Genomic DNA, 13201 nt, shown 5'->3' on the forward strand with positions numbered 1-13201 from the left:
CCACCCCGAGCCGGGTGGGCCGCCTTCGGCCCACCCGGCTCGGGGCGCCTCCGAACCCCCCTCCCCCACTATTCATCGCGGGTATACATGCCATGTACAGTGCTCGCCATGTCCATCGGTCACACCCTGCTCGGCCTGCTGGAGTCCGGCCCCCGCCACGGCTACGACCTCAAGCGCGCCTTCGACGACAAGTTCGGCCACGACCGACCGCTGCACTACGGCCAGGTCTACGCCACCATGTCCCGCCTGCTGAAGAACGGCCTCGTGGAGGTCGACGGCGTGGAGACGGGCGCCGGCCCCGAACGGAAGCGGTACGCCATCACGGAGGCGGGCATCACCGATGTCGCCACCTGGCTCGCCACCCCCGAGAAGCCGGAGCCCTACCTCCAGTCGACCCTGTACACCAAGATCGTCCTCGCCCTGCTCACCGGCCGCGACGCCGGTGACCTGCTCGACACCCAGCGCACCGAACACCTGCGGCTGATGCGCGCCCTGACCGCCCGCAAGCGCCAGGGCGACCTCGCCGACCAGCTCATCTGCGACCACGCCCTCTTCCACCTGGAGGCGGACCTGCGCTGGCTGGAGCTGACCGCGGCCCGCCTCGGCGCGCTCGGAAAGGCGGTCGGCGCGTGAGTGCCCCCTCCCCCGAGGCCCCTGCCTCCGCCGCCCCCTCCGGGTCGCTGCTCGCCGCCAGCGGGTTGCGCAAGGCGTACGGGCAGACCACCGCGCTGGACGGCGCCGACTTCTCCATCCACGCCGGTGAGGTGGTCGCCGTCATGGGGCCCTCCGGCTCCGGCAAGTCCACCCTGCTGCACTGCCTGGCCGGCATCGTCCGCCCGGACAGCGGCTCCCTCACCTACCAGGACGCCGAACTGAGCCGCCTGCCCGACCGGCGCCTCAGCGCCCTGCGCCGCAGCGAGTTCGGCTTCGTCTTCCAGTTCGGCCAGCTCGTCCCCGAGCTGACCTGCGTGGAGAACGTGGCACTGCCGCTGAGGCTGAACGGTGTACGGCGCAGGGCCGCCGAGGCCGCCGCCACCTCCTGGCTGGAGCGGCTGGAGGTGGACGACGTCGGCGACCACCGCCCCGGCGAGGTCTCCGGCGGCCAGGGCCAGCGGGTCGCGGTGGCCCGCGCCCTGGTCACCGGGCCGCGCGTGCTCTTCGCCGACGAGCCGACCGGCGCGCTCGACTCCCTCAACGGCGAGCGGGTCATGGAACTGCTCACCGAGGCGGCCCGGGCCGCGGGCACCGCTGTCGTCCTGGTCACCCACGAGAACCGGGTGGCCGCCTACTCCGACCGCGAGATCGTCGTCCGCGACGGCCGCTGCCGGGACATGGAGCGGTACGCGTGACGACCACCGCACCGCAGGCGGCCCCCGCGCCGCCGCTCCCGTCCGCCCCGCGCGGCTCCGGCCGCAGCGGATGGTTCCAGGACCTGCTGACCGGCCTGCGGTTCGCCTTCGGCGGCGGCCGGGAGGGCTGGTCGCGCACCCTGCTGACCGCGGCCGGGGTCGGCGCCGCCGTCGCCGTGCTGCTCGGTGCCGCCAGTACCCCGCACCTGCTGGCCGAACGCGCCGCGCGCGGCGAGGCCCGTACCGCCTCGGCGGTGCGCGACCCGGGGGGCGCCGAGCGCTCCGACTCCTCCCTGCTCCACTCCGTCACGGAGTCCGACTACCGCGCCGAGACCGTCCGGGGCACGTACCTCAAGGCCGAGGGGAAGGACCCGGCTCTGCCGCCGGGCCTGCCCGAGATCCCGGCCGACGGTGAGATGTACGCCTCGCCCGCCCTGCGCGACCTGCTGGGCACCGAGGAGGGCGCCCTGCTCCGCGAGCGCCTGCCGCAGGAGATCGTCGGCGCCATCGGCGACGAGGGGCTGGTCAACCCGCGCGAACTCACCTTCTACGCGGGCCGCTCCGCGCTCACCGCCCAGGACGCCGAGCGCACCGAGGGGTTCGGCCTGGCCACCGAGGCCGAGGAGCTGGCGCCCTCGCTGGTCATCCTGATCACCCTGATGTGCGTGGTCCTGCTGACCCCTGTGGCGGTCTTCATCGCCACCGCCGTGCGCTTCGGCGGCGACCGGCGCGACCGGCGGCTCGCCGCGCTGCGCCTGGTCGGCGCCGACCGGCCGACCGTGAGGCGGATCGCGGCCGGTGAGGCACTGGGCGGCGCCCTGCTCGGCCTCGTCGTCGGCGCCGCCCTCTTCCTGGCCCTGCGCCCCCTCGCCCAGTACGTCGAGGTGTGGGACGTCGGGGTCTTCGCGGGCGACCTGGTGCCGGACCCGCTGCTCGGCCTGGTGGTCGTCCTCGGGGTGCCGCTCGCGGCGGTGCTGGTCACCCTCGTCTCGCTGCGGTCGGTGGCGATCGAACCGCTCGGGGTGGTCCGCCACGCCAAGCCGCACCGTCGCCGCCTGTGGTGGCGCCTGCTGCTGCCGGTCCTGGGCGGCGCGCTGATGCTCCCGTTCGGCGGGGACGTCAACGTCCACACCGTCATGTACAGCGAGTACGTGATCGGCGCGGGCAGCGCCCTCGTGCTGATCGGCCTGACCGCCCTGCTTCCCTGGGCGGTCGAGGCGGCGGTACGGCGGCTGCGCGGCGGCCCGCCCTCCTGGCAGCTCGCCACCCGCCGCCTCCAGCTGGAGAGCGGGTCGGTCTCCCGGGCGGTGGGCGGGATCACGGTGGCCGTGGCGGGGGCCATCGCCATCCAGATGCTCCTCGGCTCGATGCACGAGGACTTCACCCGGCTCACCGGCCAGGACCCGTCCCGGGCCGAGGTCGGCATCGCCGCCGACCAAGCCGACGGCGAGCTGGCCCAGCGCATGATCGCCGAGTTCCGTGCCACCGAGGGCGTCCGGAAGGTCATCGGCACGGTCAACGTCTACGCGACCCGGCCCGGCCCGTACGAGGGCGACATCCGCCCCACCACCGAGGTGCACATCGCCGACTGCGCGACCCTGCGCGAACTGGCCCGGATCGACCGGTGCGCGGACGGCGACACCTTCGTCGCGCACAGCCCGGACGAGGACATGAACGACTGGGTCGACGAGTCGGCCAGGCCCGGCAAGCCGGTCAACCTCGGCGACAGCCCCGAGGACGCCGGGCTACCCGGCCACGAGCCGGTCGGCGAGATCCTCTGGACCCTGCCCGCCGACAGCCCCGTGGTCCGCACCCGGCCCGACCCGGGCGGCAACCACCGTGACGGGATCTACGTCACCCCGGGCGCCATCGGCGACGAGCTGGGCCGCGCCCCGGCGATGACCACCGCCTTGGTCAAGCTGGACCCCACGGTCCCGGACGGCGTGGAGCACGTGCGCAACACCGCCGCCGCCATCGACCCGACGATGCGGGTCACCAACTTCGTCACCGTCACCCGGGACCGCAACTACGCCAGCGCCCAGACCGCGCTGATGGTCGGCGCCTCGGTGCTGCTGGTGCTGATCGCGGCCTCACTGCTGGTGTCGACGATCGAGCAGCTGCGGGAGCGCCGCCGGGTGCTGGCCGCCCTGGTCGCCTTCGGCACCCCGCGCCGGATGCTGGCCTGGTCCACGCTGTGGCAGACCGCCGTCCCCGTCGTCCTCGGCATCGGTGTGGCCGTGGTGGGCGGGCTCGGCCTCGGGCGGGCGATGGCCGGGGTGATCGACAAGCCCGTCCAGTCCTGGTGGGTCTTCTGGCCGTACGCGCTGACGGGTGCCGGGGTGGTCCTGCTGATCACGCTGGCCTCGCTGCCGCCGCTGCTGCGGATGACCCGGCCGGAGGGCCTGCGGACCGAGTGACGCGCAAGGTCGCCCGAGACGCGCGGGAGCCCCCACCGGTCATGGTGGGGGCTCCCGTACTGATCCGGGTCACCGGGAGCGCGTCACGCGCCCGCCAGGACCGCCTCGGAGTCGAGGGTCGCGCCGACGGCCTGGAGGACGGCGGCGATCTTCACGGCCTCCTGGATCGTCTCGCGGTCGGTCCCGGCCTTGCGCAGCACCTGCTCGTGCGAGTCGAGGCACTGGCCGCAGCCGTTGATCGCGGAGACCGCGAGCGACCAGAGCTCGAAGTCGACCTTCTCCACACCCGGGTTGCCGATGACGTTCATCCGCAGACCGGCCCGCATCGTCCCGTACTCGGGGTCCGACAGCAGGTGCCGGGTCCGGTAGAAGACGTTGTTCATCGCCATGATGGCGGCGGCGGACTTGGCGGCCTGGTACGCCTCGGGCGACAGGTTGGCCTTGGCCTCCGGCTCCAGCTCGCTGAGCACCTTCGGCGAGCGCGAGGCGATCGCGCAGGCCAGTACGGTGCCCCACAGCTGCTGCTGCGGGAGGGGGCTGTTGCCGATGACGGAGCCCAGGTTGAGCTTCAGGTCCTTGGCGAAGTCCGGTATCGCGGACTTGAGTTCGTCGAGAGCCATGGAGCTACCTCACTCGCCCGAGAGGAGCGCGACCGGGTCCAGGGTCTCGTCGCCCTTGCTCCAGTTGCACGGGCAGAGCTCGTCCGTCTGGAGGGCGTCGAGGACCCGGAGGACCTCCTTCGGGTTACGGCCGACGGAGCCGGCGGTCACCATCGTGAACTGGATCTCGTTGTTCTGGTCGACGATGAAGACGGCGCGCTGCGCGAAGCCGTCCTCGCCCTCGATGCCGAGGTCACGCATGAGCTCGTGCTTCGAGTCGGCCAGCATCGGGAAGGGCAGGTCGGTCAGGTCCGGGTGGTCCTTGCGCCAGGCGTGGTGCACGAACTCCGAGTCGCCGGAGAAGCCGAGGATCTGGGCGTCACGGTCGGCGAACTCCTCGTTCAGCTTGCCGAACGCGGCGATCTCGGTCGGGCAGACGAAGGTGAAGTCCTTCGGCCACGCGAAGACGATCTTCCACTTGCCCTCGTAGGTCTTGTGGTCGATCTGCTCGAACTCCTTGCCCTTCTCCAGCGAGACGCAGGCCGTGAGGTCGAACTCGGGGAACTTGTCACCGACAGTGAGCACTGTGGTCCTCCGGTAGTACTGAGGGGTTGGACTAAGGCCCAGCGTGCCACACGGGGGATCATGTCGAGAAATCGATCAGTCCCCTTCCACCGATAGGTGGAGCAAATCAGTCGCCCGCGTGTCACCAGTGGTTTTCCCCGATGGTGCCGGACGTCTCGCACTCGGCCCGGAGCGACGCGCCCTCGGCGGCCGGCGGCGGAACTCGGTCCGCGATTGATCGGAACGCATCATTCCATGCCCTGAGTGCCACCGGTAACGCTCACCCTCCGCATCGAAAAGGGCCGAGCGGCCCTGCCGTCCCTCCCCGGACGGCCCGCCCGGGGAGGGGTGGCAGGCGTCACCGGCGTCCCGGCCGCCCGCGCCCGTAGGCTGGAGACGTGGCGGCGGACCGTCGACGCCACCCCCAGCAGCACCGGCCGGAGAACTTGAGCCCCATGCAACACAGCCCCACCTCGGCCCGCCCCGGCCGCGCCACCAAGGGGCCCACCCTCGCCCAGCTCCGCGCCTTCGCCGCCGTCGCCGAACACCTGCACTTCCGGGACGCGGCGTCCGCCCTCGGAGTGAGCCAGCCCGCGCTCTCCGGCGCCGTCGCCACCCTGGAGGAGATCCTCGGCGTCACCCTGCTGGAGCGCACCACCCGCCGCGTCCTCCTCTCCCCCGCCGGAGAGCGGCTCGCCCCGCGCGCCAAGGCCGTCCTCACCGAGGTCGGCTCGCTGCTGGAGGAGGCGGAGGCGGTCCGCGCCCCCTTCACGGGCACCGTCCGGCTCGGCGTCATCCCCACCGTCGCGCCCTACCTGCTGCCGACCGTGCTGCGCCTGGTCCGCTCCGCCTACCCGAAGCTGGACCTCCAGGTCCACGAGGAGCAGACCGCCTCCCTGGTCGAGGGCCTGCTCGCCGGACGCCTCGACCTGCTGCTGCTCGCCACCCCGCTCGGCTTCCCCGGCCTGACCGAACTTCCCCTCTTCGACGAGGACTTCGTCCTGCTCACCCCGCTCGGCCACCCGCTCGGCGGCCGCGAGGGCGTCCCCCGCGAGGCACTGCGCGAGGTCGACCTGCTCCTCCTGGACGAGGGGCACTGCCTGCGCGACCAGGCCCTGGACGTCTGCCGCGAAGCCGGTCGCGCCGACCGCCCGGTGACCACCAGCGCCGCCGGGCTCGCCACCCTGGTCCAGCTGGTCGCGGGCGGACTGGGCGTCACGCTGCTGCCCCGCACCGCCCTGAAGGTCGAGGCGGGCCGCAGCTCCCAGCTGCTCACCGGCACCTTCACCGACCCCGCCCCGAGCCGCCGGGTGGGCCTGGTGCTCCGCTCGGGCGCGGCCCGCACCCACGAGTACGAGGAACTGGCCGCCGCCCTGCGCGAGGCGCTGCGCCCGCTACCGGTCCGCCTCCGGGAGAGCTGAACGCCCGGCGGGGCGACCGCCTCACTTCCCGCCCGGCGGGTCCTCCCCGGCCCCCGCGTCGCGGCCGGCCTTCCCCGCCTCGTCCGAGGAGGCGGTACCGGCCGGCACGGGCGCCGCCGCGCGGTCCGGGCCGTCCCCGCCGACGGGGGCGACGGGCAGCGCGGTGGCCCCGTGCGGGCCCGGCGCGGTCCTGAGGGCGGTCTCGCGGCTGTAGGCGCGCAGATATCCCACGACCGTGTTGATGACGGCGACCAGCGGCACGGCGACCACGGCACCGCCGATCCCTCCGACCATCCCGCCGGCCGCGACCGCGAGGACCACCCCGAGCGGGTGGACGCGCACCGCGCGGCCGAGGATGAACGGCTGGAGGATGTGGCCCTCGATCTGCTGCACGGCGAGCACCACGATCAGCACCATCAGCGCGGTGAAGACGCCCTGCGTCACCAGCGCGACGACGACCGCGAGCGCGCCGGAGACGACGGCGCCGACCATCGGGATGAAGGCGAAGAGGAAGATGAAGACGGCCAGCGGCACCGCCATCGGCACATCGAGGAACCAGAGACCGAGGCCGATGAAGATCGCGTCGATGAGGGCCACCATCACCGTGCCGCGCACGTACGCGGTGAGGGTCCGCCAGGCGCGCGGCCCGGCCCCGGCGATGCCCGGCCGCGCCTGCGCGGGGACCAGGTGGAGGGACCAGCGCCAGATGCGCTTGCCGTCGTAGAGGAGGAAGAGGGTGGAGAACATCGCCAGCACCATGCCGGTGAGGACCTCCAGCAGGACGGTGACGCCCTCCAGCCCCGCCGAGGTCAGCTCCTCGGTGTTCTTGCCGACGGCGTCGCGCAGGGTCTTGGCGATGTCGTTGATCTGGTCCTCGGTGACGTGGAACGGGCTCTTCAGCAGCCAGCCACGCAACTCGTCGATGCCGTCCTGGACCTGACTGGCGAGGGTGTCGACGTTCTCCATCACCTGCCAGACCACGAACCAGCCGACCAGCCCCATGATGACGAAGCCGAGCACGGCGGTGACGGCGGTCGCCGCCCCCCTGGGCATCCCCATCCGCCGCAGCGCGGTGACGGTCGGCTGCAGGAGCGCGGTCACCAGCAGCGCGGCGACGAAGGCGAAGACGACCAGCTGGACCGAGGTGATGATCTTCATCAGGACCCAGAGGGTCCCGGCGAGCACCAGCAGCCGCCACCCCACCTCGGCGGCCACCCGCACCCCCCACGGCACGGCGTCGACCGGGTCGGGGCGCGCGGAGACGGCCGGCGCGTAGGCGGGCGGCGGAGGTACGTGGGCGGCTTCCTGCTCGCCCTCCGGAGGGGCCTTGACGAGCGGGGCGGCACCCGGGGCCGGGGAGACCGCCGGCCGGGGCGGGTAGGAGGGACGTTCCGGCACCCGGGGGGCACCGGCGGCGGCCGCGTCCTCGGACGTCTCGGCGCGCGCCCGGCGCTTCTCGAGCGCCGCACCCATCCGCGTCAGCTCGGCGCCGGCGCGCTCCAGCCACCCTGGCAGTCGTGACATCGTCTTCCGTCCCCGTTCCTCGTCCCCGTTCCGCGTCGGGTGCTCCGGTACCCCGGAGCGCTCCGGCGACGCGGAGTCGACCGTACATGGCAACGGCCCCTCACCGTAGGGACGGTGAGGGGCCGGGCAAGGTTGACGGAAGCGGGCACCTTGTGAGGCGTCCGACGGCCGGGCCTTCTAGTACCAGTTGTTGGCCTGCCAGAAGCTCCAGGCGCCGCACGGCGAACCGTAGCGCTGGTCCATGTAGTTGAGGCCCCACTTGATCTGTGTGGCCGGGTTGGTCTGCCAGTCGGCTCCGGCCGAGGCCATCTTGGTGCCGGGCAGTGCCTGGACGAGGCCGTAGGCGCCGGAGGACGGGTTGGTGGCCCGGTAGTTCCACGTGGACTCGTGGTTCACGATGTTGCTGAAGCACTGGAACTGGTCGGCCGGGACCATCTGCCGCGCCATGGCCTGCACCTGGGCGACCGTGTACGAGGACTGGGTGGCGAAGCTGGTGGCGTCGCGGGTCTCGGAGCGGCTGGCCTTCTCCTGGGCCTCCTTGCGCTCCTCGGCCTTGCGCTCGGCCTCCTCCGCCGCCTTCTCGGCGGCGGCCTTCTTCTCCGTCGCCGCCTCGGCGGCCGCCTTGCGGGCCGCTTCCTCCACGGCCTTCTTGGTCACGGCATCCGCGGCGATCGACTGCGCGTCGGCCTGCTGGGCCAGCGACGCGGTCTGCACCTGGGCCTGCTGGCCCGCCGGGATGTCCGCGAGGAGGGTCGCCTCGCCTGCGGCTGCCTCGAAGTCGTTCGCGGGCTGCTGGGCACCGCCGGAGGCAACGCCTACGACAGCACCGACAGTGGTGACCGCCGTAGCCGATGCCACAGCGAATCCCCGGACCGAGATCCGGCTCACACGGTTTCCTTCCAGCGTCGTCCGCATGGGTGACCTCGCGGACGCAATCGTGCCCTTGGCGCTGGCTTCCTCTCGAACGTGGTCACGGGAAGCACGGACCCGAAAGGGCTACCCCGCGGATGCGGGGACCGCCCCGTTCAGCTCGGGTGGCATACGGCGTCTCTATGGAGTTCTGGACCTACTTGGTACTGCTAGGGGTACCGCGTTGCCGTATGCGGGGCCTGACAGGAGCAAGACTCTGCCGGACGCCCCCGCCGCAAGGCAATTCTCTCCCGCGTGTTTAAGCTCACACGTTGTTTGCCCCATGGGGTTCCTGGAAACGTGCGCACAGCAAAGTGCCGTCGAGCTAGGCTGCTTGGCCCTCCCCGACGGCACTTTGTACCACCAGTCATACTTTTCAGACGTACCGATCAAATGGCCTACGAATGCGCGGGCCGAGGGGCCAACTCGCCCCGGTCCGGAAGGCTTCGGTCACCTGGTCGGCCCTGCTCAGAGCTGGCCGTCCTCCAGCATCTCGGTCACCAGGGCGGCGATCCGGGAGCGCTCGGAGCGGGTCAGCGTCACGTGAGCGAAGAGCGGGTGCCCCTTCAGCTTCTCCACCACGGCCACCACGCCGTCGTACCGGCCCACCCGCAGGTTGTCGCGCTGGGCCACGTCGTGGGTGAGGACGACCCGGGAGTCGGCACCGATCCGGGAGAGCACGGTCAGCAGGACGTTCCGCTCCAGCGACTGTGCCTCGTCGACGATGACGAAGGCGTCGTGCAGGGAGCGGCCGCGGATGTGGGTGAGCGGCAGCACCTCCAGCATGCCGCGGGCCACGACCTCCTCGATGACCTCGCGGGTGGTGACGGCCGAGAGAGTGTCGAAGACCGCCTGCGCCCAGGGGCCCATCTTCTCGGCCTCGCTGCCCGGCAGGAAGCCGAGTTCCTGGCCGCCCACGGCGTACAGCGGCCGGAAGACCATCACCTTCTTGTGCTGGCCGCGCTCCAGCACCGCCTCCAGTCCGGCGCAGAGCGCCAGCGCCGACTTGCCGGTGCCGGCCCGGCCGCCCATGGAGATGATGCCGATCTCCGGGTCGAGGAGGAGGTCCAGCGCGATGCGCTGCTCGGCGCTGCGGCCGTGGATGCCGAACGCCTCCCGATCGCCCCTGACCAGGCGCACCTCACCGGTCTCGGTGACCCGCCCGAGCGCCTTGCCGCGCTCGGACTGGATGGTGAGCCCGGTGTGCACCGGCAACTCGGCGGCCTCCGGGACGAGCAGGGTCTCCTGCTCGAAGAGCAGGTCGACCTGCTCCCCGGAGAGGGGCAGCTCGGCCATCCCGGTCCAGCCGGAGTCGGTGATGGCCAGCTCCGCCCGGTACTCCTCGGCGAGCAGGCCCACCGACGACGCCTTGATGCGCAGCGGCAGGTCCTTGGAGACGACGGTGACGTCGAACCCCTCGGCCTGGAGGTTGCGGGCGACGGCGAGGATGCGTGAGTCGTTGTCCCCCAGGCGGTATCCGGCGGGCAGGACTCCCGGGTCGGAGTGGTTCAGCTCGACACGGAGGCTGCCCCCGAGGTCCCCGAGCGGAACGGGGGCGTCGAGCCGGCCGTAGCGGACCCGGAAGTCGTCCAGCAGGCGCAGCGCCTGGCGGGCGAAGTAGCCGAGTTCCGGGTGGTGCCTCTTGGCCTCCAGTTCCGTGACCACGACGATCGGGAGCACCACTTCGTGCTCGTCGAAGCGGATCATGGCGTTCGGATCGGCCAGCAGCACGCTGGTGTCGAGAACGTAGGTGCGCCTGTCGGGCATGCGGCGCTTTGAGCTGGTCACCACGGAAGGACGTACCCCCTCGGATGAGGTCGGGGTGCGACGGGGTCGCGGGGGCCTCCCCGGGGACGGAGGTGTCCCGGGGAGGAGGTCGGGCCGGGCGCGGCCCCTGCGCGGGCCGGGCTCCGGCCCTCCGCTCCGTCCGTGCCCAGGGCTCGGTCGAGGTGGTGCAAAGGGCCTCCCGGGCGGACGGCCGGGCCGCCCGCTGAGCTCCGGCGCCCGCCCCTGCACTGCCCGGGCGCCGGCCTGGCAGTGATATTCCCTCCTTGCCGCCGCACCATGCGTGGCGGCGTCACGCACACGGATGAACTCCCGGTACCGGAGGGGTGTCCGGTACCGGGAGTCCCGGTGCGTCAGGTAGAGGTGCGGGAGCGTCAGCCGCCGAAGCGGCGGTTGCGGTAGGCGTAGTCGCGCAGCGCCCGCAGGAAGTCGACCTTGCGGAATGCGGGCCAGAAGACCTCGCAGAAGTAGTACTCGGAGTGGGCGCTCTGCCAGAGCATGAAGCCGGAGAGGCGCTGCTCGCCGCTGGTGCGGATGACGAGGTCGGGGTCGGGCTGCCCGCGGGTGTAGAGGTGCTCGGAGATCGAGTCGATGGAGACGGTCTCGGCCAGTTCCTCGAAGGAGGTGCCGCGCTCGGCGTGGTCGAGGATCAACGAGCGGACGGCGTCGGCGATCTCCTGGCGCCCGCCGTAGCCGACGGCGACGTTGACCAGTATTCCCTGGTTGGCGGCGGTGGCCTCCTCCGCCTCCTTGAGGACGATGCGGGTCCGGTCGGGGAGCATGTCCAGGGTGCCGACGTGGTGGACGCGCCAGCGGCCGTCGGCGGCGAGGCCGCGCACCGCGTCCTCGATGATCCCGAGGAGCGGGGTCAGCTCGGACTCGGGCCGGTCGAAGTTGTCGGTGGAGAGCATCCACAGCGTGACGACGCGCACCTTGCTCTCGGCGCACCAGCCCAGGAACTCGGTGATCTTGTCGGCGCCCGCCCGGTGGCCCTGCGCCGTGGTGCCGCCGGACGCCTTGGCCCAGCGCCGGTTGCCGTCGAGGATGACCCCGATGTGTCCGGGGACCTGGTCGTGGTCGAGGCGGCCTTCCACCCGGCGTGCGTAGAGTTTGTACACCAGGTCGCGCAGATTCACGTCTGTTCAGCCCCTCCTGGGATCGACCGGTCACCGAAGCCGCCACACTATCGCTGCGCCGGCCTGGTCCGTGGTCGGGTCGGTCGCCGCTCCTGCTCGCGGGAGCGGACTGCTCGTCCCGGCGGATACGACTCCGCACACGGAGAGTGGGGGGACGTTCCGGAGAGGTGGCGCGGGCCTGCTTCTCGCTCCGCACGGTGCGTGGCCGTGTCGGGATGCGCCGGGTTCGCCGTGAAGACGATAGCACCGCACCTTGGGGGCACCTGGGGTCGGCGGCCCCAGGCGGCGGCCCCAACTGGCCCTTCCGGCAAGTGGAAGGAGCGCCTTCGGAAGAACCGGCCGCCCTGACGTAGTTTCGTGAGCATGACCGACACGTCTGCTTACACGGCTGCGGCCGACCGCTACGACTCCATGGAGTACCGGCGCACGGGTCACAGCGGCCTCAAGCTTCCGGCCATCTCCCTGGGCCTGTGGCACAACTTCGGCGACGACCGCTCCCTCGACTCCCAGCGCGCGATCCTGCGCCGCGCCTTCGACCTGGGCATCACCCACTTCGACCTGGCCAACAACTACGGCCCGCCGCCCGGTTCGGCGGAGCTGAACTTCGGCAAGCTGCTCGCGCGGGACTTCGCTCCCTACCGCGACGAGCTGGTCCTCTCCACCAAGGCCGGCTACCTCATGCACCCCGGCCCGTACGGCGAGTGGGGCTCCCGCAAGTACCTGCTGTCCTCGCTCGACGCCTCGCTGAAGCGGATGGGCACCGACTACGTCGACATCTTCTACTCGCACCGCTTCGACCCGGACACTCCTCTGGAGGAGACGATGGGCGCGCTGGCCAGCGCGGTGCAGCAGGGCAAGGCGCTCTACGTCGGCGTCTCCTCCTACAACAGCGAGCAGACCGCCGAGGCCGCCCGCATCCTGCGCGAGATGGGGGTGCGCCCGCTGATCCACCAGCCCTCGTACTCCATGATCAACCGCTGGACCGAGGACGACGGCCTGCTGGACACGTTGGAGGCGGCCGGCATGGGCTGCATCTCCTTCGTGCCGCTGGCGCAGGGGCTGCTGACGGACAAGTACCTGAAGGGCATCCCGGCGGGTTCGCGCGCCACCCAGGGCAAGTCCCTCGACCCGAACCTCCTCTCCGAGGAGGTCACCCGCCGCCTCAACGGCCTCAACGACATCGCCGCCCGCCGCGGCCAGTCGCTGGCGCAGCTGGCGCTGTGCTGGGTGCTGCGGGACCCGCGGATGACCTCGGCGCTGATCGGCGCCTCCAGCCCGCACCAGGTGGAGCAGAACGTGGCCGCGCTCTCCGGACCGCCGCTCACCGCCGAGGAGCTGCGGGAGATCGACTCGTTCGCCGTCTCGACACCGGGCACCAACATCTGGGCCGACCGGGGCTGAGCACAGCGCCGAGGGCGCCTCTCCACCGAGTCCTTCGGGGAGAGACGCCCTCGGCGGTACGGGCGGGGCGCGCCGTACCCAAGAAAGCGGGCCGGT

11 protein-coding genes are annotated in these 13201 nt (G+C 72.0%); 5 read left to right on the top strand and 6 right to left on the bottom strand.

Features of this window, described 5'->3' with window-relative positions; translation table 11 throughout:
* The first annotated feature begins 108 nt into the window (after nucleotides 1–108).
* Genes ACSLIC_RS08030 through ACSLIC_RS08040 form a run of 3 tightly spaced genes read left to right on the top strand, consistent with a single transcriptional unit; the run spans nucleotide 109 to nucleotide 3766 of the window.
* Nucleotides 109–633, top strand: a complete 525-nt coding sequence (locus ACSLIC_RS08030) for a PadR family transcriptional regulator (protein WP_436736995.1) — start codon at nucleotides 109–111, stop codon at nucleotides 631–633.
* Nucleotides 630–1349 carry an ABC transporter ATP-binding protein gene (locus ACSLIC_RS08035; RefSeq protein ID WP_436736996.1) on the top strand — a complete coding sequence of 240 codons (720 nt, stop codon included), beginning with the start codon at nucleotides 630–632 and terminating at the stop codon, nucleotides 1347–1349. Before ACSLIC_RS08030 ends, ACSLIC_RS08035 begins: the two co-directional genes overlap by 4 nt.
* On the top strand, nucleotides 1346–3766 hold the full coding sequence (locus ACSLIC_RS08040) for an FtsX-like permease family protein (protein ID WP_436736997.1): 2421 nt from the start codon (nucleotides 1346–1348) through the stop codon (nucleotides 3764–3766). Before ACSLIC_RS08035 ends, ACSLIC_RS08040 begins: the two co-directional genes overlap by 4 nt.
* Nucleotides 3767–3849: 83 nt before the next feature.
* Here the strand turns inward: ACSLIC_RS08040 and ACSLIC_RS08045 are convergent, their stop codons facing one another.
* Together ACSLIC_RS08045 and ACSLIC_RS08050 are read right to left on the bottom strand one after the other, a co-directional pair.
* Nucleotides 3850–4386: an alkyl hydroperoxide reductase gene (locus tag ACSLIC_RS08045; RefSeq protein ID WP_436736998.1), complete on the bottom strand. Its 537-nt coding sequence runs from the start codon at nucleotides 4384–4386 to the stop codon at nucleotides 3850–3852.
* A gap of 9 nt (nucleotides 4387–4395) precedes the next feature.
* Entirely contained in the window at nucleotides 4396–4950 is a 555-nt protein-coding gene (locus ACSLIC_RS08050; RefSeq protein ID WP_436736999.1) for a peroxiredoxin, read from the bottom strand.
* 434 nt (nucleotides 4951–5384) lie between these two features.
* Between ACSLIC_RS08050 and ACSLIC_RS08055 the strand changes: the two genes are divergently transcribed.
* On the top strand, nucleotides 5385–6350 hold the full coding sequence (locus tag ACSLIC_RS08055; protein WP_436737000.1) for a LysR substrate-binding domain-containing protein: 966 nt from the start codon (nucleotides 5385–5387) through the stop codon (nucleotides 6348–6350).
* A gap of 21 nt (nucleotides 6351–6371) precedes the next feature.
* Here the strand turns inward: ACSLIC_RS08055 and ACSLIC_RS08060 are convergent, their stop codons facing one another.
* The 4 genes from ACSLIC_RS08060 to ACSLIC_RS08075 all read right to left on the bottom strand — a co-directional run bounded on the left by ACSLIC_RS08060 (nucleotide 6372) and on the right by ACSLIC_RS08075 (nucleotide 11704).
* On the bottom strand, nucleotides 6372–7874 hold the full coding sequence (locus tag ACSLIC_RS08060) for an AI-2E family transporter (protein WP_436737001.1): 1503 nt from the start codon (nucleotides 7872–7874) through the stop codon (nucleotides 6372–6374).
* A gap of 177 nt (nucleotides 7875–8051) precedes the next feature.
* Nucleotides 8052–8762, bottom strand: a complete 711-nt coding sequence (locus tag ACSLIC_RS08065; RefSeq protein WP_436737002.1) for a transglycosylase SLT domain-containing protein — start codon at nucleotides 8760–8762, stop codon at nucleotides 8052–8054.
* Between the two features lie 489 nt (nucleotides 8763–9251).
* Nucleotides 9252–10574 (bottom strand): PhoH family protein, encoded by a 1323-nt coding sequence (locus ACSLIC_RS08070; protein ID WP_436737003.1) that lies wholly within the window; start codon nucleotides 10572–10574, stop codon nucleotides 9252–9254.
* A 368-nt stretch (nucleotides 10575–10942) separates the two neighbouring features.
* Nucleotides 10943–11704, bottom strand: a complete 762-nt coding sequence (locus ACSLIC_RS08075) for an isoprenyl transferase (RefSeq protein ID WP_436737004.1) — start codon at nucleotides 11702–11704, stop codon at nucleotides 10943–10945.
* A 363-nt stretch (nucleotides 11705–12067) separates the two neighbouring features.
* On the opposite strand from ACSLIC_RS08075, the gene mgrA reads away from it, so the two are divergent.
* Nucleotides 12068–13105, top strand: coding sequence for an L-glyceraldehyde 3-phosphate reductase (gene mgrA / locus ACSLIC_RS08080; protein WP_436737005.1), 1038 nt, complete (start codon nucleotides 12068–12070; stop codon nucleotides 13103–13105).
* Nucleotides 13106–13201: the final 96 nt, after the last annotated feature.

The organism is Streptomyces sp. BBFR102 (assembly GCF_051397025.1).
Taxonomy (GTDB): Bacteria; Actinomycetota; Actinomycetes; order Streptomycetales; family Streptomycetaceae; genus Streptomyces.